This is a genomic window from Pseudarthrobacter defluvii (assembly GCF_030323865.1).
In the GTDB taxonomy this organism is placed as follows: Bacteria; Actinomycetota; Actinomycetes; order Actinomycetales; family Micrococcaceae; genus Arthrobacter; species Arthrobacter sedimenti.
Window position 1 is genome coordinate 3934004 of sequence record NZ_CP066362.1, and the last position, 24097, is coordinate 3958100.

Genomic DNA, 24097 nt, shown 5'->3' on the forward strand with positions numbered 1-24097 from the left:
CTACGTTCACAGTTCAGGCCAAGGCAGAAGGCCGGCACGAGCACTCGCCAGACCACCGACACTGGGGATGGGACGGGATCAATCAACTGCCATTTCCCCCACTGGATGAAGTAAAAGTGCATACAGTTGAAATTTTGATTGCTTGTAATTCATCCACAGCGCGGGTGACACTTGACTGCCGGCATGGCACGCAAGGGCGCAACGGAAGGTCTCAAGGGCAGTGGAAGCAGATGACGTACGCAACGGATTCCCCCGCCGCCATCCACGCGGCCAGCCAATCCCGAACTGGTGCTCGCTCAGGCGCTCAGACGAAGTGGAAGTATGCCGGGACGGCCTCCCCATCGCCGCTGGCCAGATCGATATGCTTGCCCTTGACGGCAGCATGGTGTGGATCCGCAAAGAGCACGGAAACGACCGCGCACTCTTCCTGCACAGCGACGGCGTCACGCTCCATCGGCGGCCGGCAAAGAGACCACTGTGACCGGAGCTCCGGCCCGCACGGCAGATCGGAGCAGTCCATGACAGCCACCCAGATCATCCCGCTCGTCATCCTGGTGGTGATGTTCATCGTTGCCACCAAGTGGCCGCTGAACATTGGCGTGATGGGCCTGGTGGCCTCGTTCGGCGTCGGCTACTTCATGCTTGGGCTGACCGACAGCGAAATCCTTTCCGAGTTTCCGGCCACCATCGTCCTGACGATCATCGGCGTCACCTACTTCTTCAGCATGGCCCAGCGGAACGGCACCATCGACATCATTGTCCAGGCATTCGTGCGCCTGGTCAGGGGACGGGCAATGCTGCTGCCCTGGGTTTTCTTCCTCATGGCCGCCGCGTTGACGTCCCTTGGCACTTTCTCTCCCGCCGCCGTCGCGCTCCTTGCCCCGGCGGCCATGGGCTTCGCCTACGAGTCGCGCCTCCACCCCGTGCTCGTGGGGGCCTTCATCATCAACGGCGCGCACGCCGGCGGCTTTTCTCCGCTGTCCGTGGCGGGAGTCCTGGTCCAAAACATTGCGTCGAAGAACGGCTTCCCGGTTTCCCCGATGGCGCTGTTCGCCGCCAGCTTCGCGCTCAACCTCATCCTGTCCGTGCTGACCATCATCGCCTTCGTCCTCATGCGCCGGCAGCATGATTCCCACGGCGGCGCCGGCATGCTTCAAGGCCCCGCCACAGTCACCCGCCCCCACGGCCAGCAGGTCCTCACCCTGGTCCTGATCCTGGGGCTGCTGGTGTGCACCCTGGGCTTTCACATGCCGATTGGGTTCGTGGCCCTCTCCGCCGGCCTCCTGCTGGCGCTGGTCAACATCAAAGAGCACCGCACCTTCATCAGCGGCATTTCCTGGTCCACGGTCCTGCTCGTGGCGGGGATGATCACCTACGTCTCGCTGCTGCAGCGCGTCGGCGTCATCGACACGTTGGCCCAACAGGCACTGGCCCTGGGCGCACCCCTGCTCATCGCACTTGTCCTCTGCTACGTCATCGGCATCGGTTCGGCCTTTGCGTCATCCACCGCGCTGCTCACGGCATTCATCCCCATGGCCGGTCCGCTCCTGGCCACCAGCAGCCTCAGCGCCTCCGGAACCGTCGCTTCCCTGGCCGTCGCCGCGACGGTTGTGGACGTTTCGCCGTTCTCCACCGACGGCGCCCTGGTGGTGGCCAACGCCCGGGACGACGACCGGCAGCGGGTCTACCGCCAGCTCATGTTTTATGCCGGGGCGGTTGTCCTGGTTGCCCCTGCCATGGCATGGGCACTCCTTGTGCCTACAGGCATCCTCTAGCCGGCCACACCCCTGACCTTCAAAACCCCCCCCACCGAAAGGACCCCACATGAACGAGTACCAAACCGAGCAGGACGCAGCGGAAGACTGCGATGCCGGGGACTGTTTCTACTGCCAAGGCCCGGAAACCGACTAGGGGTCCCAGCGCCGGCCCGGCACCGATCCTACGCCCACTGCTCCCCCACCGTCAGCTGGAGCCTGACGGCGTCCCCGGAGCCGGCCCCGAAGGAAGCACCACCCCCGGAAGGGGCGACGACGGCACCCACCTCGCCGCCGTCGTCGTTCCTTCCAGCAAACCCGGCCCTTCCAACAAAGCCGGCCCAGGCAGCAAAACCAGCCCAGCGCATCAGGCGTGGACCACCTCGGCAGCTTGGTCCGCGGTGCGCTCCGGCGCCTCCAGCCCCAGGTGCTCGCGCAGCGTGCTGCCCCGGTACTCGGTGGGGTACACGCCGCGTTCCTGCAGCTCCGGCACGAGGTGATTCACGATGTCGTCCAGGCCGGTGGGAATCAGCCACGGCGAGATGTTGAACCCGTCCACCGCACCGACGCGCGCGTACTCGGCCAGCTGGTCCGCCACAGCCGTGTAGGAACCGGTGAAGGTGGAATCGATGCGGGCCGTCTTGGAGATGACGAACTGCCGGATGGACAGCCCTTTGTCCTTGGCTTCGGCCCGCCACTGGTCCGCCAGCTGCCGCGCCTTGGCCCCGTGGAAGCCGCTGCCGCGGGTCTCCGAGGTCTCCTCCACCACGGGATCGATCTCCGGCAGCGGCCCGTCCGGATCGTAGCCGGACAGCTCGCGGCCCCAGAACTGCTCCAGGTAGGCGATGGCTTGCTGCGGGCCGATCTGCAGGTTCCGCACCCACTCCTTCTTCTCCGCCGCTTCCGCAGCAGTGGCCGCGAGGATGAACTCGCTGGCCGGCATGATCTGCACGGCGTTGGCCCCACGGCCGGCGGCGATGGACCGCTCCACAAGGTCCTTGCGGAACTCCACGGCGTTGTCGAACTTGGGGTGCGCCGAGAAGATCACGTCAGCCTGGCGGGCGGCAAAGTTCCGGCCCTCCGGCGAATCGCCGGCCTGGAACAGCACCGGCCGGTGCTGGGCGCTGCGCGGCAGCCTCGGCGTGACGTCCACCGTGTAGTGCCGGCCCTCATGGACCACCCGCCGGGCGGGGCAGTCAGATGTCTCCCACGAGTCCCAGATCCGTTTGGCCGTCTCCACGAACGCTTCGGCGTGCTTGTACCGGTCGGCGTGGTCCAGGTAGCCGCCGCGCCGGAAGTTCGCGCCGGTCCAGGCGTTGTCGGTGGTCACGATGTTCCACGCGGCGCGGCCGCCGGAGACCAGGTCCAGGGACGCGAGCCGGTGCGCCAGGTCAGCGGGATCGTTGTACGTGGTGTTCTGGGTGGCCACCAGCCCGATATTCCTGGTCACCGACGCCAGGGCGGCGAGCATGGTCTGCGCGTCCGGCCGGCCCACTACGTCCAGGGCGTGCGGGCGGCCCAGGTGCTCCCGGAGGCGCAGCCCCTCCCCCAGGAAGAACGCTGCGAAGAGCCCGCGCTCGGCGGTCTGGGCGATGCGGCGGAAGGATTCAAAGTCCGTCTGCGAGCCGGATTCCGCCGCCTTCCAGATGGTGCCGGAGTTGACTCCCTGGAAGAAGGCGCCGAACTGGATCTGGCCGCTCGGCACAAAAACGTCGGATTTAGCACGGTTGTGCTGCGTCATGGTTTTCCCCTTACTTTCCTGCACCGTGAGGCGCAGCAGTAGCAGATGCGTAACGGCTGGCCGGGCGCTCCAGTCCCAGCAGGTCGCGAAAGGTCCCGTCCTGTACCGGCGCGCGGAGCACACCGCGGCGGCGCAGCTCCGGCAGGACCAGACGGCCCAGTTCCTCCAGGTCCACAAAGAGCGACGCCGGATGGAGGCGCACGCCGTCCGCCTCGGCCAACAGGGACTCCAGGAAGTCGGTGAGACCGGCTACAGTACCTGCGAAAGCCGCCCGGCCGCCGTCGAAGGGTGCAACCCGCGAACCTGCGGCCTGCCCGCGCGCGTCCAGGACGACGTCCAGCTCCGCGATCACCGCCACCGAGGCACCCACCCGGGCCCGCACGTCCCGGACCTCGGCGGCCAGCAATTCGGCAGCCGGCGCGGAGACCAGCACGCCATCCACCGCGTCCGCTGACACTTCATCCAGCAGCGACGCCGGCACCAGCACCGGCAGCTGCCCCTGAAGCGGCCGCGGAATGATGGACGGCCCCTTCATCGAATACCCGGCGCCAGCAAAATCGGCAGGCGTCTCGAAATCCGCGTAATGCAGCTTGTCCACGTCGATGTACCGGCCGGTGGCGACGTCCCGGATCACGGCGTCGTCCTCCCACGAGTCCCACAGCCGCCTGGACACCTCGATGGAGGCAGCCGCCTCCTGCCCCAGCGCGGCTCCGGTCACGGAAGGGCGTCCGACGGCGGCTGCAGCCTCAGGCGATTCGGTTGCGGTCACGATCCACCCGGCCCGGCCGCCGGACACATAGTCCAGGCTCGCCAGCTGGGTGGAGACATGGAACGGCTCGGTGTAGACGGTGTCCACCTCCGGAACCAAGGCAATGGACCGCGTGGCCGGTCCGGCGAACGCGGCGCGCTGCAGCGCATTGGTGCGGCCGGGAGCCGGTGCGTCCGTGAAGGTGGCCGCGTGGAAGCCCGCGGACTCGGCGACCAGGACGGCACGGGTGAGGTCTGCACCGTCCCAGCCGGCGCCGTCGAGCTCGATGGCAAGGAAACCCTGAATATTGCTCACTGCTGGTCCTGACGTTCGTAGGGAATCTTTTCGCCGGCCTCGACGGCCACAGGCAGCTGGTTTTCGGACGGCGGCAGCGGGCAGGTGGCCAGATCGGTGTACGCGCAGGGCAGGTTCACGGCGCGGTTGAAGTCCAGCAGCACGGAGCCGTCGGCGGCGGGCACCACCGAGAGCGAGCGGTTGGCCGCGTATGTGGTCTTGCCCGAGGTTTGGTCCGTGAACAGCACGGACAGCGAGCCGGGGGCGTGCCCGTTGAATGCGGTCAGCGCCAGCTCCTGGCCGGCCAGCGTGAAGCGGATCTCGCCAGGTGCCTGGTACACGTGCTGGATGCCCTCGACGGCGGCACCCACGGTGGTGGGCCGCGGGGCCTCGAACGGCACGTAGGTTCCACGGACCGCGTAGGCGGCGTCCGGCGAGTAGGCGGGCGTGCCCTGGTACTGCTGAAGCAGCACATTCGAAGGATGACGCGGCCGCACGATGTACTCGCCGCCGCGCCTTGCCACCTCTATGACTGTGTCTCCGGAGACCAGGTTGATGTCGCCGCGTTCCTCGATCGGGCCGAACTCCAGCGATGCGCCGGAAGGGGTGTTCAGCTCCCTGCCGTCCCGCTGCAGGCTGTCGCCGGGCTCCAAAACCACGCGGACGACGTCGGACTCCACACTCCAGGTGCCGGGGGCACCTTCCAGCCGGGTGGCCTCGTCGCCCAGCCAGTGCAGGTGGGTCACGGCCAGGAAGCCGTGCGGCTGCGCCCGCTGCCGTTCGTGGGCCGCGTGCCACTCCTGCCAGTCGGTTTCGAAGGATTCAAGGGCGGTGCCCGTGGATGCTGTGCTCATGATGCCTTCCCTGAAGGAGTTGCGGTGGGCTGCGTGGCGGAGAAGTTTTCCGCTGTGATGGTCTTGGATTCGGGCAGCGCTTCCTCGGAGAGGCCCCAGCGCTCCAGCACCTTCCCGTAGGAGCCGTCCTTGATGACCTCGTTGAGGGCCGCGGAGATCACCGGCGCCAGCCCGTTCCCGCGCAGCGTGGTGGCGGCCACCAGGGTTTCGGACGGCCACCCGGCATTGACCTTGCCCACCACCTTCAGGTCGTCACGGGTGTTCTCCCGGTACACGGTGGACGGATACGGCGCGATGTTCAGGTCCGTGCGGCCGGAGGACAGCGCCAGGATGGTGTCGGCGTCGGACGAGTAGTACTGCAGGGTGGCCGGCGCCTTGCCCTTCGATTCGAGCTCCTTGTTCCAGGCCAGCAGGATCTTCTCCTGGTTGGTGCCGGACCCCACAGAGATCTTCAGGCCGGAGATGTCGTCCGCGCCCTTGATGTCGTAGGTGGAGGACTTCTTGGCCTCGAAGCCCATGTACGCGGCCCGGTAGCTGGCGAAGTCGAACAGTTTCACCCGGTCCTTGTTCACACCCACGTTGGAGAACACGGCCTCGAAATCGCCCGACTGGGTCTTCAGCGGCCAGTTCTCCCAGGACGTGACCTGGACGTCGAGTTCCAGGCCCAGTTTGTCGGCCACCAGTTGGGCGATGTCCAGCTCGGAGCCGATCGGCGTTTTGTCGTCCGTGGCGTGGAAGGACAGCGGGATGGAGCCGGCCGTGGTGGCCACGGTGAGCTTGCCGTCCTTGCTGATCAGTTGGGGGACCTTGGCGGCGAGCGCCGCATCCTTCTCCGCCCGGATCCGCTGCTGGTCCGGTGAGGTGTTGTAGACCACGCCGTTGCGGGCCGCCGTCGTCTGAGCCGCTCCGCTGGGGTTTGCGGCAGCCGAGGCGCCGGGGTCGGCACAGCCGGCGAGCGCAGCAGTGCCCAAAAGGACAGTGCCCAGAAGGACGACGGCGGGACGCGCCGCGAGTGCGCGGCTGCGGGGTGGGCCGCTGGTTGGGAAAGCCATGGGGTGAAGTCCTTTAGATGTTGAAGGCCGGTTCGAGCACCTTGGAGAAGAAGCTCCTGGTGCGCGGTTCCTGGGGGTTGGTGAAGATCTCCTGCGGGGTGCCCTGCTCCACGATCTGGCCCTGGTCCATGAACACCACGGTGTCCGCCACGTCGCGGGCGAACCCCATCTCGTGGGTCACGACGATCAGGGTGGTGCCGGACGTAGCCAGTTCACGGATCACGTCCAGCACTTCGTTCACCAGTTCGGGGTCAAGGGCGGAGGTGGGTTCGTCGAACAGCAGGATCTTGGGGTCCAGGGCCAGGGCGCGGGCGATGGCCACGCGCTGCTGCTGGCCGCCGGAGAGCTGCCGGGGGTAGGCGTCGGCTCGGTCCTTGAGGCCAACGCGGTCCAGCAGTTCCAGGCCACGGCGCCGCGCCTCCTCCTTGGAACGTCCCTGCGCTACGACCGGGGCTTCCGCCACGTTCTCCAGCGCGGTGAGGTGCGGGAACAGGTTGAAGTTCTGGAACACCATCCCGATTTCGGTGCGTTGCTTGAGGATGTCCTTCTCGCGCAGCTCGTGCAGCCGGTCGCCGCGGACTTCGTAGCCCACCAGCTTGCCGTCGATGGTGATGTGGCCGCCGTCCACCTTTTCCAGGTGGTTGATGGTGCGCAGCAGGGTGGACTTGCCGGAGCCGGAGGGGCCCACGATCACGGCCACGCCGCCCGGTTCCACGGTGAGGCTGACGCCTTTGAGGACTTCGGTGTGTCCGAAGGATTTCCGGACGCCGGTGATCTCCACCAGGCCGCGGGTGGCGGTGGGGGCGGTAAGGGTCTCAGTCATCAGAAGTTCCTTCGGTGGGGCACTGCCGCGTGGGTGGCGAAGAATTTACGGGCCTTCTGCAGGGGCGTCAGCGGCAGGTTCCGCACCGCGCCCTTGGAGTAGTGCCGTTCGATGTAGTACTGGAACACACTGAGCACGGACGTGATCACGATGTACCAGAGCGTGGCCACCAGCAGCAGCGGCAGGACCTGCTGGGTGCGGTTGTAGATGACCTGCACTGTGTAGAACAGCTCGGAGTAGGCCAGGACGTAGACGATCGAGGTGCCCTTGACCAGGCCGATGATCTCGTTGAACGCCGTGGGCAGGATGGCCCGCATGGCCTGCGGGAGCACGATCCGGGTGGAGCGGCGCCAGGCGGGGATGCCCAGCGCGGCGGCGGCCTCCAGCTGGCCCTGGTCCACGGACAGGATGCCGCCGCGGATGATCTCCGCCGAGTACGCGGCCTGGTTCAGGGTCAGGCCCAGGACGGCCGCCGCGAACTGGCTGATCAGCGTGGTGGTCTGCACCTCGAAGAACCGGACGTCCGTGAAGGGGATCCCCAGGCTGATCTTTTCGTACAGGTAGCCCAGGTTGTACCAGAGGAGCATCTGCACCAGCAGCGGCGTGGACCGGAAGACCCAGGAGAACGTCCAGGACACCGAGACCAGCAGCGGCGACGCGGAAAGCCGCATCAGCGCCAGGATGAAGCCCAGCACGAAGCCGAGGACGCCGGAGATGGCAGTGAGCTTCAGGGTTTCCACCAGGCCGTTGACCACGGACTGGGCGGTGAACCACTGCGCCACCACGCCCCACTCCCAGCGGGGATTGGTGGCCAGGGACCAGGCCACGGCAAGGACACCGAGCGCGACGACGGCCGTCCCCACCCAGCGCCACGGGTGCTTTGCTGCCACCACGCGATAAGACGAGTAGTCCGTGGCCTGACGGGGCGGCGTACCAAGGCCGGTTGGCGGCGCTTCCGCCGCCGGTTGCGGTTGTTGTGACTGCGCCACCGTCGTTGCTGCTGAACTCATGCGCCACCTCGCTTCTTGCCGTGGGTTCCTTGTGCAGGCGGTTGCCCCTGGCTGTTGCCTCTGATGCGGGACCGTTTGGCCCGCTGCTGGCTGCAAATCTAGGACCGGCCTGAACGGGCCAGCAAGGCGGCAGGTTGCAATACTTCACCGGAGTTCGCACGGCGTCATGAGTCGGTTCTTTGCGTCTTTTGACCCGCTGTGACGCGGAGTTAACGGGCGTGACCAGGCCCTCGACCGCCGTCGTCACCGCTGCCTAGCATGAGGCTCTCCATCCCACCCCCACCGTCAGGAGCGCCCATGCCAGCCACCATCCCGGCCATCGTCTTCATCGGCGGCGGGCCGCGCACGGCGGGTGTGCTGGAGCGGATTGCAGCCAACCGGCCGGACGTTTTCACCGGGCCGCTGCAGATCCACGTGGTGGAGCCACATGTCCCGGGTTCGGGCCGGATCTGGCGGCACGACCAGGACCCCGGGCTCCTCCTCAACTCGATGGCGGCGGACATCACCATGTTCACGGACCAGTCAGTGGAGTGCGCCGGGCCTGCCGCCCCCGGCCCCGGCCTGGCCGAGTGGGCCGCCGGGGTGCTGGACGCCTCCATCATTGACGTTCCGGACTTCCCGCAGCCGCTGTGGCAGCAGCTGCGGACCCTGACCGGCACCACCTTCCCCACCCGCCAGCTGCAGAGCCAGTACCTGGAGTGGTTCTTCCGCCGCGCGTCCAGGTCGCCGGGCCGCAGCGTGACCGTCCACCGGACCACCGCCGTCGGCATCACGGCGCAGGAGGGCTGCGGGCACGACGTTGCGCTGGCCAGCGGCCGGACCCTACACGCGGACATCGTGGTCACCGCCCTGGGCCACACCGACTCCCGGCCGGACGCCGTCTCCGCCGGCTTCGCGGACTTCGCCGCCCGGCACGGCGGCTACCACGCGGCACCCAGCTACACCACCGACGTCGACTACTCCCCCATTGCCCCCGGCCAGGACGTGATCGTCGCCGGGATGGGACTGGCGTTCGTGGACCTGCTGGTCCTCCTCATGGAGGGCCGCGGCGGCAGGTTCCAGGAAACGGACGACGGCGGGCTGCGCTACCTTCCGTCCGGACGGGAACCGCGGCTGTGGGCAGGGTCGCGCCGAGGGGTGCCGTACCACTCCAAGATTTCGGCAGCACTGCGGGGCCTGGCGCCGGGGCCGCTGCGGTTCTTTACGGCCGACGCGGTGGAGGCCCTGCTGGCGCAGCACGGCGAACTGGACTTCCGGCAACACCTGTGGCCGCTGATCGCAAAGGAGGCCGGCTATTACTACTACCGTGAACTCCTGACCGGCAGTCCTGAACGGGGTGCCATGGGGTGGGATTCCTTCGCCGCGCGGTACACCGGCCTCGACTCGTACAGCGGCGAGCGCACCGACCTCGTGGCCGCCGCCGTCCCGGACGCGGGCCTGCACCTGGACCTGGAGCGGCTGGACCGGCCCTTCGCCGGTCTTCGCTTCGACGGGCACCGTGCCGTCCAAGAGGCGGTGGCGGGGTACATCGAGCAGGACCTCGCGCTGCGCGACAGCCGCGATCATCCGGAAACCCTTGCCCTGTTCCTGACCCTGCTGCAGGTGTACATGGAGGTGGGGCGCGTAGTCCCGCCCGAGCGGCTGAACGCACGCTCGCAGCAGGTAATCCACGGGTGGTGGCACGGCTTCTTCAGTTTCGTGGACTCCGGGCCGCCTCCGCACCGGCTCCGGCAGATGCTGGCGCTGCACCGGGCCGGCCTGCTGCAGTTCCTGGGCCCGGGCCTGGAAGTCACCCCTGATGAGGCTAGTGGAACCTTCCGCGCCACCTCGCCGCAGTCGGATGTCACAGTTTCTGCCAAGGCGTTGATCGAGGCGCGGCTGCCGTCCACGTCGGTGGCCAGGTCCCTGAACCCCGTGCTTGCCTCGCTGCATGAGAGCGGGCTGGGCAGCGAGCAGCGGCTGTTGACCTCCGACGGCATCCACTCCACCGGGAAGCTGCTGGTCTCCGCTGAGCACCGGCTGGTGGGAGCCGACGGCCAGGCGCAGGCCACCCTCTTCGGCATCGGCCCCGGAACGTCCGGATGGGGCGCCGGCGCCTTTGCCCGTCCCAACACCAATGCCGCACCGTTCCGCGAAAACGACGCCCTGGCCCGGACCATCCTCGGGGTTTCCCGGGATATCGCCGCCCGGCCGTCCGCCACGGTAATTTCAGAACCAACAACTCCAGAACCAGCCGCCGCCGGAAAGAACTGAATCAATGACCGCAGAATCCGATCTCAAACCCAGGCCACTCGATCCCGCCCGGCTCGACATCCTCAGCCTGCCCATGCACGATCCCCGGGTCCGGCCGCTCCTGGACGAGCTCGCCGTCGAATATGACACGCGCTACGGGGACCTGTTCGGGCGCAGCGCCGCCGCTGACGAGCTGAACCGCTACCCGGCGGAGGAATTCGAGGAGCCGCACGGCGCGGTCCTGGTGATCCAGGAGAACGGTGAGTCAATCGCCGGCGGGGCGTTCCGCCGGTACGACGAAACCACCGCGGAACTGAAACGGATCTGGACCCACTCAGCGCACCGCCGTCGTGGTTTGGGTCGCCTGGTGCTGGCTGAGCTGGAAGCCCTTGCTGCCGCACGGGGCTACACCCGGCTGTACCTCACCACCGGGCCGCGGCAGCCCGAGGCCAAGGACCTTTACCTGAACACGGGCTACCAGGCGCAGTTCGACGTGGACGCCGACCCTGAGACCATCGGGCCGCTGGCGTTCACCAAAGACCTGCCGAATTGACAGGCGCCGGCTCCCTGCAGAGAAGGCACCCGCCGCTAAGCTAACGCCATGGCCACCAAAACCACAGCAGAGAAGCTTGCCACCATCCAGAAGGGCTACACCTTGGAGGGCGCCACCATCGAGCTGGGAGCCGCCATCATCGACGGCGAACTCCACAAGGACGCGCCGGTGCGGCTGCCGCTGGCCATGATGAACCGGCACGGGCTGGTGGCCGGCGCCACCGGAACCGGCAAGACCGTCACGCTGCACATGATGGCCGAACAGCTGTCCACGGCCGGCGTCCCCGTGTTCCTGGCCGACATCAAAGGCGACCTTTCCGGCCTGGCGACGGCCGCCGTCGGCAGCGACAAACTCAAGGCCCGCACGGACAGCATCGGGCAGCCGTGGGAGGGCAAGACGTTCCCCGTGGAGTTCCTGGCGCTCGGAGGCGACGGCAACGGTGTCCCGGTCCGCGCCACCGTTACGTCGTTCGGGCCCATCCTGCTCTCGCGGATCATGGAGCTGAACGACACTCAGGAATCCAGCCTGCAGCTGGTGTTCTACTTCGCGGACAAAAACGGCCTGGAGCTGATCGACCTCAAGGACCTGCGCGCCGTTATCCAGTTCCTCACCTCGGACGAGGGCAAGGACAAACTGGCGGAACTCGGTGGGCTGTCCAAGGCGACAGCGGGCGTGATCCTGCGGGAGATCGTGAACCTGGAGGCGCAGGGGCTGGAGAAGTTCTTCGGCGAGCCGGAGTTCGATACCGCGGAGCTGCTGCGCACCGCACCGGACGGCCGCGGTGTGGTCACCTGCCTGGAGCTGCCCACCCTGCAGACCAAGCCCATGCTGTTCTCCACCTTCCTGATGTGGCTGCTCGCCGACCTGTTCGAGGACCTCCCCGAGGCCGGCGACCTGGACAAGCCCAAGCTCGTCTTCTTCCTGGACGAGGCACACCTGCTGTTCAACGGCGCCACCAAGGCGTTCCTGGACGCCATCACCACCACCGTCCGGCTCATCCGGTCCAAGGGCGTAGGCATTTTCTTCGTCACCCAGACCCCGAAGGACGTTCCCGCCGACGTCCTGGGCCAGCTGGCCAACCGGGTGCAGCACGCCCTGCGCGCATTCACCCCTGAGGACGCCAAGGCTCTGAAGGCCACGGTGTCCACGTTCCCGGTGAGCGACTACGACCTGGAAGAGACCCTGACCTCTGCAGGTATCGGGGAGGCCGTCATCACCGTCATGAATGAAAAAGGTGCGCCCACGCCCGTGGCCCTCACCCGGCTGCGGGCACCGGAATCCCTCATGGGCCCCAGCGAGGACGCTTTGGTGCGCAGCACGGTTGCCGGGTCCGCGTTGCTGGGCAAGTACGGGACTGCGGTGGACAACCCGTCCGCGTACGAGAAGCTGAACGGCAAGGCTGCGGCGCCCACCGGTCCGGCAGCGGAGCCTGTTGGGACGCCTTCTGCCGGTGCTCCTGCTGCCGGTACTCCAGCTGCGCCGGGCTCCTATGACGTGGACGCCGAAGCCCGGCGCATCGAGGAGGAGATCCTGGGCCGGCCCAGCAGCAGGCCGCCGCAGGCCACGGAGCCCGTGTCACAGGATTTCGACGTCCAGTACGGCACGCCCGATTACAGCGAGCCACGTGAGTCCAAGCCGCGGGCCAAGGCTCCGCGGACCCGAAAGCCAGCGTCCCAGCCCAGTCAGCCACAGCCGGAGCCCGGCGGCATGATGGGTGACCTGGGCGGGGTCCTCGGTGGCGCCCTGGGCGGCGGGCTGAAGAGCATGGCGCGGTCCATGGGTACCCAGCTGGGCCGCGAACTGCTCCGCGGAGTGTTCGGCACCTCGTCCCGCCGCCGTCGTCGCTGAGCCAAGTTTCCCACCGGGCAACTGCTGTCCCTGGTCAGCGCCCAAGGCTCCTTTTGCCGCTGTCCCGGCGGCCCGCCGTCGGGCCTTAGGTAGGTGTTGTCCGCCCGATTAGGGGAGACACCAACTTTAGAGTGCGTCCGCACTGAGGTTACTGTGTAGAACGTGCAGATGAGTCAAGCGTTGGTGAGGATCGCGGCCGGATGGCTGTTGGGCCTCATGCTTGCCGTCGCCGGAGCCGTCGTGGCCATCAACATTGTGAACAACACTGTGGCCAGTCCGCAGCAACCGGTCCGGGAGTACCTGGACGCACTGAAGAGCGGGGACGGCGGGCGGGCACTGGGGCTCCTGAAGGCCGCGGTTCCGCCCAGCAACGCCGCGATGCTGGACGGCCCGGGGCTGCAGTCATCCGCTTCCCGGCTCTCCAACATCAGCATCGGGGACCCGGAGGAACGCCCGGGCAACCAGGTGATGGTTCCCATGGACTACACGATCGACGGCAGCCGGCTGCACACGGAATTCTTGCTGCAGAAGACCGGCACCGAGTGGCTGTTCTTCAACACGTGGGCGTTCGTGCCGTCCCGGCTGCCCACGGTCGACATCACCGTGGTCAACGGCAACGAGGCCCAGGTCAACGGGGTTCCGGTGAACATGCCCAATGGCCGCAACTCCTTCGCTGTGTTCTACCCCGGCCAGTACGAGGCTTCCCTGGACGGCCAGTACTTCTCGGCTCCCGCCACGCGCGCCACGGTCACCTCGAAGGATGCCCCCGTGGCTCCGCTCAACCTGCTGACCCAGGCCACGGACAAGCTGAAGAGCGACGTCGCCGCCAAGGTGCGGGAGTTCCTGGACGGCTGCGCCTCGGAGGCGGTCAAGGAGCAGAAACTCCAGCCGGACTGCCCCTTCTACTACGCCAGCAACAACCGGGTCCAGGACGGCAGCATCCGGTGGTCCGTGACCGAATACCCGGGTGTCTCGGTGGAACCGTTCGATGGCCGCTGGGTGGTGGCGCCCCTGGATGGCAAGGCCAAGGTGGAAGCGCTGCAGCAGAACTCGTTCACCGGGGCCTGGTACCCGCTGGACGAAGAGGTGGACTTCAGCTTCACCACCAGACTGGACGTCACGGGTGACACGGTCAAGGTCACCCCGCAGCTGAGCTTCTAGGCTCCGCCGACACTTCCCTGTGCCCAGACTGGCCCAGTTTTGAAGCCATGCCTGCCGTGTTCCTCGCCGTTTTAGACCCAATCGCCCCGAAAACTGGGCTGGTTCGGCTGCGGCCACCGCAGTGACCCCCGTGCCAGGACCTCCCGGACCTGCGCCAGGATGGATTCCGGGGCGTAAACCACGTCGTCATAGAAAAACCTGAGTACGGGCAAGCCGTGACGGACAGCCATGTTGTCCCTGCGGCGGTCCTTTTTGAATTGGCGGGCGTCGAGGTGGAAGGCGAGCCCGTCAATCTCCACGATGAGGAACCCCTCCAGCAGGAAGTCCACGCGGCCGACCCCCTCAATCCACACCTGGGTCTCGGTGGATATGCCGGCACCCCTGAACAGCACCCGGGCCAGCGTTTCCAACAGGGAGTCTGCGCCGCGCTCAACCTTTGACACAACACTGCGTGCTTTGCCTGACCGGTTGCCCTTCAAGTGGTGCAACAGCAGGGACGGCTCAATGTCCCCTCTGTTGTAGGCGCACTCCACCATGACCAGCGACTCGAGTTCAGGCAGGCACAACAGTGCGTGAAGCAGGACGTCGGGAAGTGCTGCAAGTGTCCGGTGACGGGGCCGCTGTGTCAGGGGAAGCCGGTGGCTGACGCAGCGGACGGTACGTCTTCCGTTGCTTTGCCAGTAGTGCGGCCGGGCAGCCGGTTGAAGCTGCCACAGTCCGTAATGTGGGGCGGCCGATGCGCATGTCAGGAGGCCGCGGGCCTGTCCTGCGCCCACCAGTTCCGCGTCCGCACCCGGAACGGCCAGCAGCCCGCGCTCCAGCCGCACCACATGCCCGCCACGGATTGCACGGCTAATGTCCGCTTCCGTTGCCCCTGCGGCGGCCAGGTCACGCCGCAGCAGCACTCCTCCGGCTGATTTGAGGATTTCCGATGGGTCCATGACGCCACAATGTCTGTCCCCTGTGGCTGCCGGCAGGTATCGGGAGTCCTATGTGGACAAGGGGCCGCGCACACTGGCCCAGTTTTGGCGCCGGAGAAACAGAACTGGCCCGGTCTTCAGGCTTTCAAAGCTTGAAGACTGGGCCAGTTCAGCGGGTGAGAACCCGGTCAGTCCATGCCGCGGAGGTCCAGGACCAGTTCGGTGTCGCCGTCAGCCTGCAGGACCACGGGGATGCCCCAGTCCTGCTGGTAGAGGTGGCAGGCGGCGTGGTCCGGGATCTCGCCGTCCTCGGTTTCGGGGCCGTCGCAAGCGGCGGCGCGGGCGGTAATGTGCAGCACGCCCTCGGGAACGTCCGGGGACAGCTCCAGAGTGCGGAGGAGGCCAACCGAGGTTCCGCCGCCGGACACCAGCAGCTCGGGCGGGGTGGAGGAGATCTTCAGCTGCGTGGGGTCGCCCCAGCGGTCATCGAGCTTCTGCCCGGTGGGTGCGGTGAAGCGAACGGTCAGGTCCAGCGTGCCGGGGGCCACGGGGCTCTTGGGCCGCTGGGTCTGGGAGGCGCCCTCGTCCACCTGCTGCGCTTCCTTGGGAATGGGCACGTAGACCAGCTGGTGCTTGTTGGCCTCGACCACCACCAGGAGTGGCTCCGTGCCTGCGGACTGGGTGTGGTCCACGATCACGTCGGACGGCTCGGCGAGTCCGCGGGCCAGGGTGGAAACGGTGCCGGACGCAGGGTCGTAGCGGCGCACGGCTCCGTTGTAGGTGTCCGCGATAGCCACGGAGCCGTCCGGCAGGACGGTCACGCCGAGCGGGTGCTGGAGGCGGGCTTCGGCTGCGGGGCCGTCGCGGAAGCCGAAATCGAACAGGCCCTTGCCCACAGCGGATTCCACGCTGATGGAGGCGTCGTCGGCGATGACAAGCTTGCGGAGGGCGGACGTCTCGGAGTCCGCCACCCAGATGTTGCCGTCGGCGTCTTCGGCCAGGCCCGATGACTGTGCGAACCAGGACTCGTGCGCCGGTCCGTCGAGCAGGCCTTCGAGCCCGTTGCCGGCGATGATCGACACGGCACCCGTGACGGGGTCGAAGCTGAAGATCTGGTGCGTGCCGGCCATGGCCACCACCACCGCGTTCAGCTTGCGCGACCACACCACGTCCCACGGCGAGCTCAGCGCCACGTCCAGCGGGTCATTGCCCAGCGAGCCGCTGAAGCCAGCGCCTTCCTCGTCCACACGCGCCGGGCCGGTCTCCAGCAGGCGCTGGATGCCGTTGCCGGCCAGGGTGGAGGCCTTGCCGTCCGTGAGCGAGAGTCCACGGAGGCGGTGGTTGACCGAGTCGGCAATCACGACGTCGTAGCCCGCCTTGGCTGCCACATCTTCCGGCAGCAGCACTAGGCCTTGGGGTTCATTGAACTGGGCACTGGCGGTTTCACCCGCGGCGGGGCCGTCGGCGAAGCCCTTGGTGCCCGAGCCGAAGGTGGCCAGAACGGTTTCGAAGTCGGTGCCGAGTTCCACCAGGCGGTGGTGCCCGGTATCGGTGACCAGCCAGGAACCCTTCTCCGCAGCAACGGCAGCCGCGGCACCTGCTGGCTTGCCGCCGTCGGACGTTTCACCCGAAGCCGCGGAACCGCGGCCCGGAGGCAGGAACAGCGCCTTGCCGGGGAAGCGGAGGGTGCCGGAGGTCGCTTCGGGTGCCACGTAGGGGCCGGAGCCGCGGTGCAGCGTGCCCTTGGCTTCGTGCTCGGCGATCAGTTCGGGGATCAGGACGGCCAGCCCGTCAGCGTGGCCCTCACCGGAGAGGTGCGCCACGATGTAGCCCTCGGGGTCGATGACCACCAGGGTGGGCCAAGCGCGGGCCGTGTAGGCCTTCCAGGTGTCCAGCTCGGGGTCGTCCAGCACGGGGTGGTGGATCTCGTAGCGCTCCACGGCCGCGGCCAGCGCCACCGGGTCAGCCTCGTGCTCGAACTTGGGCGAGTGGACGCCCACGGTGACCAGCACATCGGAGTACTGCTGCTCCAGCGGGCGCAGCTCATCCAGGACGTGCAGGCAGTTGATGCAGCAGAAGGTCCAGAAATCGAGCAGCACGATCTTGCCGCGCAGGGCCTCCAGGTCAAGGGTCTTGCCACCGGTGTTCAACCAGTTGCGGCCCACCAGTTCGGAGGCCCGGACCCGGGCATGCGTGCGTACGGTTTCGCTCATCAGCGTCCTTCCAGCTTGTTGCGTTCAGCCAGCTTGGCATCGCGTTCGGCCAATTTGGCAAACATAACGTTGTAAGCGGTTAGATCGGCGTCATTATTCCTGTCCGCCGCGCGGTCCACGCGTGTCGCCTCCCGCTGGCTCGACCCGGACCACATGATGGCGACGCCGATCGCCACCAGCAGCGTGGGCACCTCGCCGATCCCCCAGGCCACGGCGCCGCCGGCCTGCTGGTCGGCCAGGGCCGAGGGCCCCCATGCCCTGCCCAGGTTGCCGAAGTAGTCGGCGGCCAGGAGCCCGGTCCCGCCCATGATGGAGACGCCGAAGAAGGCGTGGAAGCCCATGGTGGCCAGGAGCAGGAGCAGCCGCATCGGGTATGGGGCGCGGCGCGGAAGCGGGTCCGTGCCGATCATGGTCAGCACGAAAATGTAACCCGTGAGCAGGAAGTGCAGGTTCATCAGCTCGTGGCCCACGTGATCGCGCATCGCGTAACCGAAGAGGTCCGAGTAGTAGAACAGGATGATGGAGCCGGCGAAGTTGGCAGCGGCGAACAGCGGGTGGGTGACCAGTTGGGAGAACTTCGAGTGCACGAAGACCAGGAGCCACTCGCGCATCCCGCGTGAGCCGTCGCCGCGGGCGGCCAGGGCACGCAGGGCTAAGGTGACCGGCGCGCCGAGCACCAGGAAGATCGGCGCCACCATGGTGAGGGCCATGTGGTCCACCATGTGCGCGGAGAACAGGATGCGGCCATAGACCGACGGCGGCCCTGACGTAATGTACGTCAGCACCACCAGGCCAACAACCCAGTTGACGGACCGGAACCACGGCCAGGAGTCCCCGCGCCGGCGGATCTTGGCGACGCCCCTGAAGTAGGTCACCAGGCCGAAGAGGGCCACGCCCACCCAGATCCAGTCCAGGCGCCACTCCGTGAACCAGCGTTCCGGCGTGAGTTCCGGGGGCAGCTCGTAGCCGCTGAGGATGAAGGCGGGGGATGCGTTGGGTGCCAGCTCGGTGGGTTGCGGCGGGGCTGAGCGGCCCAGCGCCACGGCGATGCCGGAGGTGGCGCCCATAATCAACAGTTCGGCAACGATGAGCTGCCACAGGACGCGCCTGGAGGACATGGTGGAGCCCTTGCGTCCCAGCTGCGGAATGACCCACTGCCGGTGCATAAAGCCGATCCCGCCCAGAACCACCGCAGCCGCCGTCTTGGCCAGGATGAGCTGCCCGTAGGCGGAACCGAAGAGATCGGACCAGCTGGTGACGCGGATGCTGGCGTTGATGATGCCTGATGCGAAGACCAGGACGAAGGCGAACCCGGCCAGGCTGGAGAAGCGCCGGAGCGTAGGTTCGGTGATGTCCGTTGCGGCCCCGGGCTTGGTACCGGTCAGGATGCCCGACAGCAGGGCCAGGATGATGATGCCGCCCACCCAGGTGGTCACACCCACCAGGTGCAGGCCGAGCGAATTGATGGCGCCTTCGTGATCCGAGGAGCTTGATGAGTGGCCGATCAGGGCCGTGGGTACCAGGCCGATCAGGGCCAGGATGAGGGTGAGGGCCAGGCCGCCCAGGGACCGAACGCCAAACAGCGCGGTGGTGACCACTGCGGCAATGATGATGACGGCGAGCCATGCGCGCCCGGTTTCGATATCCGTCATGAAGTAGACCAGCGCTTGGGTGAACGCCGGGTCGCCGGACAACCCCTGCCCTGCTACGTCGCCGTACGTGAGCACCAGGACTGCGATGGCGGACAAGGTCCAGACAGCACCCGCCACAGCTGCTACCGCCAAGGCCCTCGTGAAGGCGGGATGCTCGGGCTCCTCGCTGCGCGCTTTTGGATCCTGGCCGCGCGGCGCGTGGGCCCGGGCTTTGAGGTTCTTAGGAAGGATGCCGACGGCGAAGACCAGGCCCCCGACGACGGTTGCCAACGAGACGTTGTGGATGGCTTTGCTGATGGGGAGGCCCCACCGCACCAGGGCACCGGGATCGGCTACGCTACGGGCCGCTGCGGCGCCGGAGAAGATCAGTGCTGCCGCGAGGCCAAGGAAGAGCGCCGCCAGGCCCGCAAGCTGCCAGGGCAGGGTAATCCCCCGGGTTCCGGCATCCCGGACCGCAGCTCCCTTGCCGGGATCGGTCTGGGGAGGGGTGGAACGTGGTTTTGCGGCAGAAGACACCATTCCATTGTCCGCCACGCCCGCCCAGGCCGCGAATCCGGGTTAAAAGGCAAGGAGCGGCAACCTCTCGGTTGCCGCTCCTGTTCCGGCCGACAATACGCCGGCAGGGGAAGCTCTACTTCTTGGAGACTGCAGCCTTCAGCTTGGAGCCGGCGGTCAGCTTCACGCTGTGGCCTGCTGCAATCTGGATGGTCTCGCCGGTCTGCGGGTTGCGGCCGGTGCGGGCTGCACGGTCGGTGCGCTCAACTGCGAGCCAGCCCGGGATGGTGATCTTCTCGCCGGCGGCGACAGAGGTCTCGAAAACCTCGAACAGTGCATCGAGGACGGAGTTAACGGCAGCCTGGCTGGTGCCGGCCTTGCCTGCTACCTCTGCAACAAGTTCACTACGGTTCTTAGCCATTTATGTCCTCCTGGACGGTTCTGATTCTGGAGCCTGCACGCGGCATGCGCACAGGCCACTGTCCGAAAACTTACCAGCTTGGGCCGTTACGGTCCGCAAATTCCGCGTGTTTCCGGGACTTTTTGAGGTTAATCACCGATTCCGGGGCATATTCGCACCCCTCCAGGACCGCTTTGAGCTTCCGGCCCCGTTTCTCTCCGGACGCCCGCTCACGTCTGGCAGCCTCTCCCCGAACGCCAGCTCACCTCTGGCAGGCTCTCCCCCGACGCCCGCTCACCTCTGGCAGGCTCTCCCCCGACGCCCGCTCACCTCTGGCAGGCTCTCCCCCGACGCCCGCTCACCTCTGGCAGGCTCTCCCCCGACGCCCGCTCACCTCTGGCAGCTCCTCCCCGAACGCCCGCTCACGTCTGGCAGCTCCTCCCCGAACGCGCGCTCACACGGGATCGGGGCGGCCCATGTGCCTGTCCTCGGTGCGGAGCGAGGGTTCCTGTCCTGGGTGTCAGAGGTGAGCTGGGGTTGCTCGTTTACCTGTCAAAACTGAGCGGGGGTTGGTGGTTTTGTTGTCAGAGGTGAGCGGGGGTTTTCGGGGCGGGCCAGGTGGTTTGTTTGTTTAAATGTGGGAGGCCCCGAACCGTGTGGTTCGGGGCCTCGACCTAATAGTTGTTCCGGCGGTGACCTACTCTCCCACACCCTCCCGGGTGCAGTACCATCGGCGCTGTGGGTCTTAGCTTCCGGGTTCGGAATGGGACCGGGCGTTTCCCCCACGCTATGACCGCCGTAACCCTTTCACCCGCTCCCCCGCGAAAACGCTCCGGGGGTGGGAAGATTAGTGGTTACAACATCCCTGCCCGTGAGGGCAGGTAGTGGTGTTATTCAATTGTTGGTTCCGCCAATAAGCCCGGTGTTTGGGGGTTGTTGGTTGGGAACCACATAGTGGACGCAAGCAGAATGTTTTTCTGTGTGGTGTAAGTTGTTGGCCTATTAGTACCGGTCAGCTTCACGAGTCGTTAGTCCTCGCTTCCACATCCGGCCTATCAACCCAGTGGTCTGGCTGGGGGCCTCTCACACATAAATGTGTATGGAAATCTCATCTTGAAGCGAGCTTCCCGCTTAGATGCTTTCAGCGGTTATCCCATCCGAACGTAGCTAATCAGCGGTGCACTTGGCAGTACAACTGACACACCAGAGGTTCGTCCGTCCCGGTCCTCTCGTACTAAGGACAGCCCTTCTCAAATTTCCTGCGCGCGCAGCGGATAGGGACCGAACTGTCTCACGACGTTCTAAACCCAGCTCGCGTACCGCTTTAATGGGCGAACAGCCCAACCCTTGGGACCTACTCCAGCCCCAGGATGCGACGAGCCGACATCGAGGTGCCAAACCATGCCGTCGATATGGACTCTTGGGCAAGATCAGCCTGTTATCCCCGAGGTACCTTTTATCCGTTGAGCGACGGCCATTCCACAATGTACCGCCGGATCACTAGTCCCGACTTTCGTCCCTGCTCGAGATGTCTCTCTCACAGTCAAGCTCCCTTGTGCACTTACACTCGACACCTGATTGCCAACCAGGCTGAGGGAACCTTTGGGCGCCTCCGTTACTTTTTAGGAGGCAACCGCCCCAGTTAAACTACCCATCAGGCACTGTCCCTGACCCGGATTACGGGCCGAAGTTAGATGTCCAAAGTGACCAGAGTGGTATTTCAACGATGACTCCACCCGAACTGGCGTCCGGGCTTCAACGTCTCCCACCTATCCTACACAAGCCACTCCGAACACCAATACCAAACTATAGTAAAGGTCTCGGGGTCTTTCCGTCCTGCTGCGCGTAACGAGCATCTTTACTCGTACTGCAATTTCGCCGAGTTTATGGTTGAGACAGCGGGGAAGTCGTTACTCCATTCGTGCAGGTCGGAACTTACCCGACAAGGAATTTCGCTACCTTAGGATGGTTATAGTTACCACCGCCGTTTACTGGGGCTTAAATTCTCAGCTTCGCCTTGCGGCTAACCGGTCCTCTTAACCTTCCAGCACCGGGCAGGAGTCAGTCCGTATACATCGTCTTGCGACTTCGCACGGACCTGTGTTTTTAGTAAACAGTCGCTTCCCCCTGGTCTCTGCGGCCCCGATCCCCTCCCACCAGCAAGTGGTGTTCAAGGTTGGGGCCCCCCTTCTCCCGAAGTTACGGGGGCATTTTGCCGAGTTCCTTAACCATAATTCTCTCGATCGCCTTGGTATTCTCTACCTGATCACCTGTGTCGGTTTGGGGTACGGGCGGCTAAAACCTCGCGTCGATGCTTTTCTCGGCAGCATAGGATCACCAAATCCCCCCATACGGGGGTCCCATCAGATCTCAGGCACATGAACGGCGGATTTGCCTACCATTCGCCCTACATCCTTAGACCGGGACAACCATCGCCCGGCTCGGCTACCTTCCTGCGTCACACCTGTTAATACGCTTGCCTCCCGGGATCAGGTCCTGCGCTCCACCAAAACCCTCACACCACAAGGGTGATCGGGCAGGTTTCGGGCAGTTAGTATCCCCCGCTCAGCATGGGCGGTTTTTCGCCGGTACGGGAATATCAACCCGTTGTCCATCGACTACGCCTGTCGGCCTCGCCTTAGGTCCCGACTTACCCAGGGCAGATTAGCTTGACCCTGGAACCCTTGATCATTCGGCGGACGGGTTTCTCACCCGTCTTTCGCTACTCATGCCTGCATTCTCACTCGTGTAGGCTCCACCACTGGTTTACACCGCAGCTTCACCGCCCACACGACGCTCCCCTACCCATCCACACTCCTGAACCACGAAGGCTAGGACAATATGTGAATGCCACAACTTCGGCGGTGTACTTGAGCCCCGCTACATTGTCGGCGCGGAATCACTTGACCAGTGAGCTATTACGCACTCTTTTAAGGGTGGCTGCTTCTAAGCCAACCTCCTGGTTGTCTGGGCAACTCCACATCCTTTCCCACTTAGCACACGCTTAGGGGCCTTAGTTGGTGGTCTGGGCTGTTTCCCTCTCGACTATGAAGCTTATCCCCCACAGTCTCACTGCTGCGCTCTCACTTACCGGCATTCGGAGTTTGGCTGACGTCAGTAACCTTGTAGGGCCCATTAGCCATCCAGTAGCTCTACCTCCAGCAAGAAACACGCAACGCTGCACCTAAATGCATTTCGGGGAGAACCAGCTATCACGAAGTTTGATTGGCCTTTCACCCCTACCCACAGCTCATCCCCTCCATTTTCAACTGAAGTGGGTTCGGTCCTCCACGACGTCTTACCGTCGCTTCAACCTGGCCATGGGTAGATCACTTCGCTTCGGGTCTAGATCACGCCACTCACACGCCCTATTCAGACTCGCTTTCGCTACGGCTGCCCCACACGGGTTAACCTCGCGACGTAACACTAACTCGCAGGCTCATTCTTCAAAAGGCACGCCGTCACAACTACAAGGCTGCTCCGACGGATTGTAAGCACACGGTTTCAGGTACTGTTTCACTCCCCTCCCGGGGTACTTTTCACCTTTCCCTCACGGTACTGGTCCGCTATCGGTCATTAGGGAGTATTTAGGCTTATCAGGTGGTCCTGACAGATTCGCACGGGATTTCTCGGGCCCCGTACTACTTGGGATACTCTCACAGGCGGTACAAACACATTACGGTTACGGGACTAACACCCTCTCTGGCCGGCCTTTCAAAACCGTTCACCTATGCGCGCACATCACACCCCACCAGCCCGGCAGAACTGGTATGGAAAGTCCCACAACCCCGACCATGCAACGCCCGCCGGCTATCACACATGGAACGGTTTAGCCTGATCCGCGTTCGCTCGCCACTACTAACGGAATCACTATTGTTTTCTCTTCCTGCGGGTACTGAGATGTTTCACTTCCCCGCGTTCCCCCCACGCACCCTATGTGTTCAGGTACGGGTCACCAAGTCACTCGCGCGCTTGGCGGGGTTTCCCCATTCGGACACCCTGGGATCACAGTCCGGTTATCGACTCCCCCAGGCTTATCGCAGATTCCTACGTCCTTCTTCGGCTCCTAATGCCAAGGCATCCACCGTGTGCTCTTAAAAACTTGACCACAAAGATCAAAAACAAGCTCACTCGAGAGAACCACAGAAACTGTCCCGCGCACCCAAAAGCACACGAACCAGATCCAGGTTCTAATATCTTGGAAATTGCTTCTTATACAAGATGCTCGCGTCCACTATGTAGTTCTCAAACAACAACCCCACACCACACACCCCACACACAAACACGTGCGCGGAACGTCATGGCAGGGAAACCAGAAACAAACACTCCCGAAGGCCTAAACCCCCG

At 65.3% G+C, this 24097-nt stretch carries 17 protein-coding genes and 2 rRNA genes; 5 read left to right on the forward strand and 14 right to left on the reverse strand.

The features are described from left to right. Positions 1-304: 304 nt before the first annotated feature. On the reverse strand, positions 305-520 hold the full coding sequence (locus JCQ34_RS18285) for a hypothetical protein (RefSeq protein ID WP_286400180.1): 216 nt from the start codon (positions 518-520) through the stop codon (positions 305-307). Here JCQ34_RS18285 and JCQ34_RS18290 point away from each other — a divergent pair. Beyond that, positions 519-1775: an SLC13 family permease gene (locus JCQ34_RS18290; protein ID WP_286400182.1), complete on the forward strand. Its 1257-nt coding sequence runs from the start codon at positions 519-521 to the stop codon at positions 1773-1775. The two genes, JCQ34_RS18285 and JCQ34_RS18290, sit on opposite strands and share 2 nt — an antisense overlap. A gap of 164 nt (positions 1776-1939) precedes the next feature. Here JCQ34_RS18290 and JCQ34_RS18295 read toward each other — a convergent pair whose 3' ends face one another. The 7 genes from JCQ34_RS18295 to JCQ34_RS18325 are packed head-to-tail and all read right to left on the reverse strand — an operon-like array spanning position 1940 to position 8276. Further along, complete coding sequence (locus JCQ34_RS18295; protein WP_286400184.1) at positions 1940-2122, reverse strand: hypothetical protein; 183 nt, start codon at positions 2120-2122, stop codon at positions 1940-1942. Further along, positions 2122-3495, reverse strand: a complete 1374-nt coding sequence (locus JCQ34_RS18300; RefSeq protein ID WP_286400187.1) for an NtaA/DmoA family FMN-dependent monooxygenase — start codon at positions 3493-3495, stop codon at positions 2122-2124. The genes JCQ34_RS18295 and JCQ34_RS18300 overlap by 1 nt, the downstream gene beginning before the upstream one ends. A gap of 10 nt (positions 3496-3505) precedes the next feature. Then, positions 3506-4558, reverse strand: a complete 1053-nt coding sequence (locus JCQ34_RS18305; RefSeq protein ID WP_286400190.1) for an LLM class flavin-dependent oxidoreductase — start codon at positions 4556-4558, stop codon at positions 3506-3508. Then, entirely contained in the window at positions 4555-5391 is an 837-nt protein-coding gene (locus tag JCQ34_RS18310) for a DUF1684 domain-containing protein (protein ID WP_286400193.1), read from the reverse strand. Before JCQ34_RS18310 ends, JCQ34_RS18305 begins: the two co-directional genes overlap by 4 nt. Beyond that, positions 5388-6443: an ABC transporter substrate-binding protein gene (locus JCQ34_RS18315; RefSeq protein WP_286400196.1), complete on the reverse strand. Its 1056-nt coding sequence runs from the start codon at positions 6441-6443 to the stop codon at positions 5388-5390. The genes JCQ34_RS18310 and JCQ34_RS18315 overlap by 4 nt, the downstream gene beginning before the upstream one ends. A 13-nt stretch (positions 6444-6456) precedes the next feature. Beyond that, positions 6457-7266, reverse strand: coding sequence for an amino acid ABC transporter ATP-binding protein (locus JCQ34_RS18320; protein ID WP_286400198.1), 810 nt, complete (start codon positions 7264-7266; stop codon positions 6457-6459). After that, a complete protein-coding gene (locus JCQ34_RS18325) occupies positions 7266-8276 on the reverse strand; it encodes an amino acid ABC transporter permease (RefSeq protein ID WP_286400201.1) in 1011 nt (336 codons plus the stop codon). Before JCQ34_RS18325 ends, JCQ34_RS18320 begins: the two co-directional genes overlap by 1 nt. A gap of 297 nt (positions 8277-8573) precedes the next feature. Here JCQ34_RS18325 and JCQ34_RS18330 point away from each other — a divergent pair, with 297 nt between their 5' ends. The 4 genes from JCQ34_RS18330 (at position 8574) to JCQ34_RS18345 (ending at position 14070) form a co-directional block, all read left to right on the forward strand. Beyond that, entirely contained in the window at positions 8574-10529 is a 1956-nt protein-coding gene (locus JCQ34_RS18330; RefSeq protein ID WP_286400204.1) for an FAD/NAD(P)-binding protein, read from the forward strand. Positions 10530-10533: 4 nt separating this feature from the next. Further along, complete coding sequence (locus tag JCQ34_RS18335; protein ID WP_286400207.1) at positions 10534-11061, forward strand: GNAT family N-acetyltransferase; 528 nt, start codon at positions 10534-10536, stop codon at positions 11059-11061. Positions 11062-11109: 48 nt separating this feature from the next. Then, positions 11110-12909, forward strand: a complete 1800-nt coding sequence (locus JCQ34_RS18340) for a helicase HerA-like domain-containing protein (RefSeq protein WP_286400209.1) — start codon at positions 11110-11112, stop codon at positions 12907-12909. 168 nt (positions 12910-13077) lie between these two features. Beyond that, on the forward strand, positions 13078-14070 hold the full coding sequence (locus tag JCQ34_RS18345) for a hypothetical protein (protein ID WP_286400212.1): 993 nt from the start codon (positions 13078-13080) through the stop codon (positions 14068-14070). A 71-nt stretch (positions 14071-14141) separates the two neighbouring features. Here the strand turns inward: JCQ34_RS18345 and JCQ34_RS18350 are convergent, their stop codons facing one another. The 6 genes from JCQ34_RS18350 to JCQ34_RS18375 form a co-directional block, all read right to left on the reverse strand. Further along, positions 14142-15011, reverse strand: coding sequence for a type IV toxin-antitoxin system AbiEi family antitoxin domain-containing protein (locus JCQ34_RS18350; RefSeq protein ID WP_286400216.1), 870 nt, complete (start codon positions 15009-15011; stop codon positions 14142-14144). 167 nt (positions 15012-15178) lie between these two features. Further along, positions 15179-17203 carry an NHL domain-containing thioredoxin family protein gene (locus JCQ34_RS18355; RefSeq protein ID WP_286400218.1) on the reverse strand — a complete coding sequence of 675 codons (2025 nt, stop codon included), beginning with the start codon at positions 17201-17203 and terminating at the stop codon, positions 15179-15181. Then, entirely contained in the window at positions 17203-19374 is a 2172-nt protein-coding gene (locus JCQ34_RS18360; RefSeq protein ID WP_286400221.1) for a cytochrome c oxidase assembly protein, read from the reverse strand. Before JCQ34_RS18360 ends, JCQ34_RS18355 begins: the two co-directional genes overlap by 1 nt. Positions 19375-19486: 112 nt before the next feature. Further along, positions 19487-19771 carry an HU family DNA-binding protein gene (locus JCQ34_RS18365; RefSeq protein ID WP_011693739.1) on the reverse strand — a complete coding sequence of 95 codons (285 nt, stop codon included), beginning with the start codon at positions 19769-19771 and terminating at the stop codon, positions 19487-19489. A 663-nt stretch (positions 19772-20434) separates the two neighbouring features. Further along, positions 20435-20551: ribosomal RNA gene (gene rrf, locus JCQ34_RS18370) — 5S ribosomal RNA — on the reverse strand. A 180-nt stretch (positions 20552-20731) separates the two neighbouring features. Beyond that, a 23S ribosomal RNA gene (locus JCQ34_RS18375) occupies positions 20732-23858 on the reverse strand. Positions 23859-24097 lie beyond the last annotated feature (239 nt).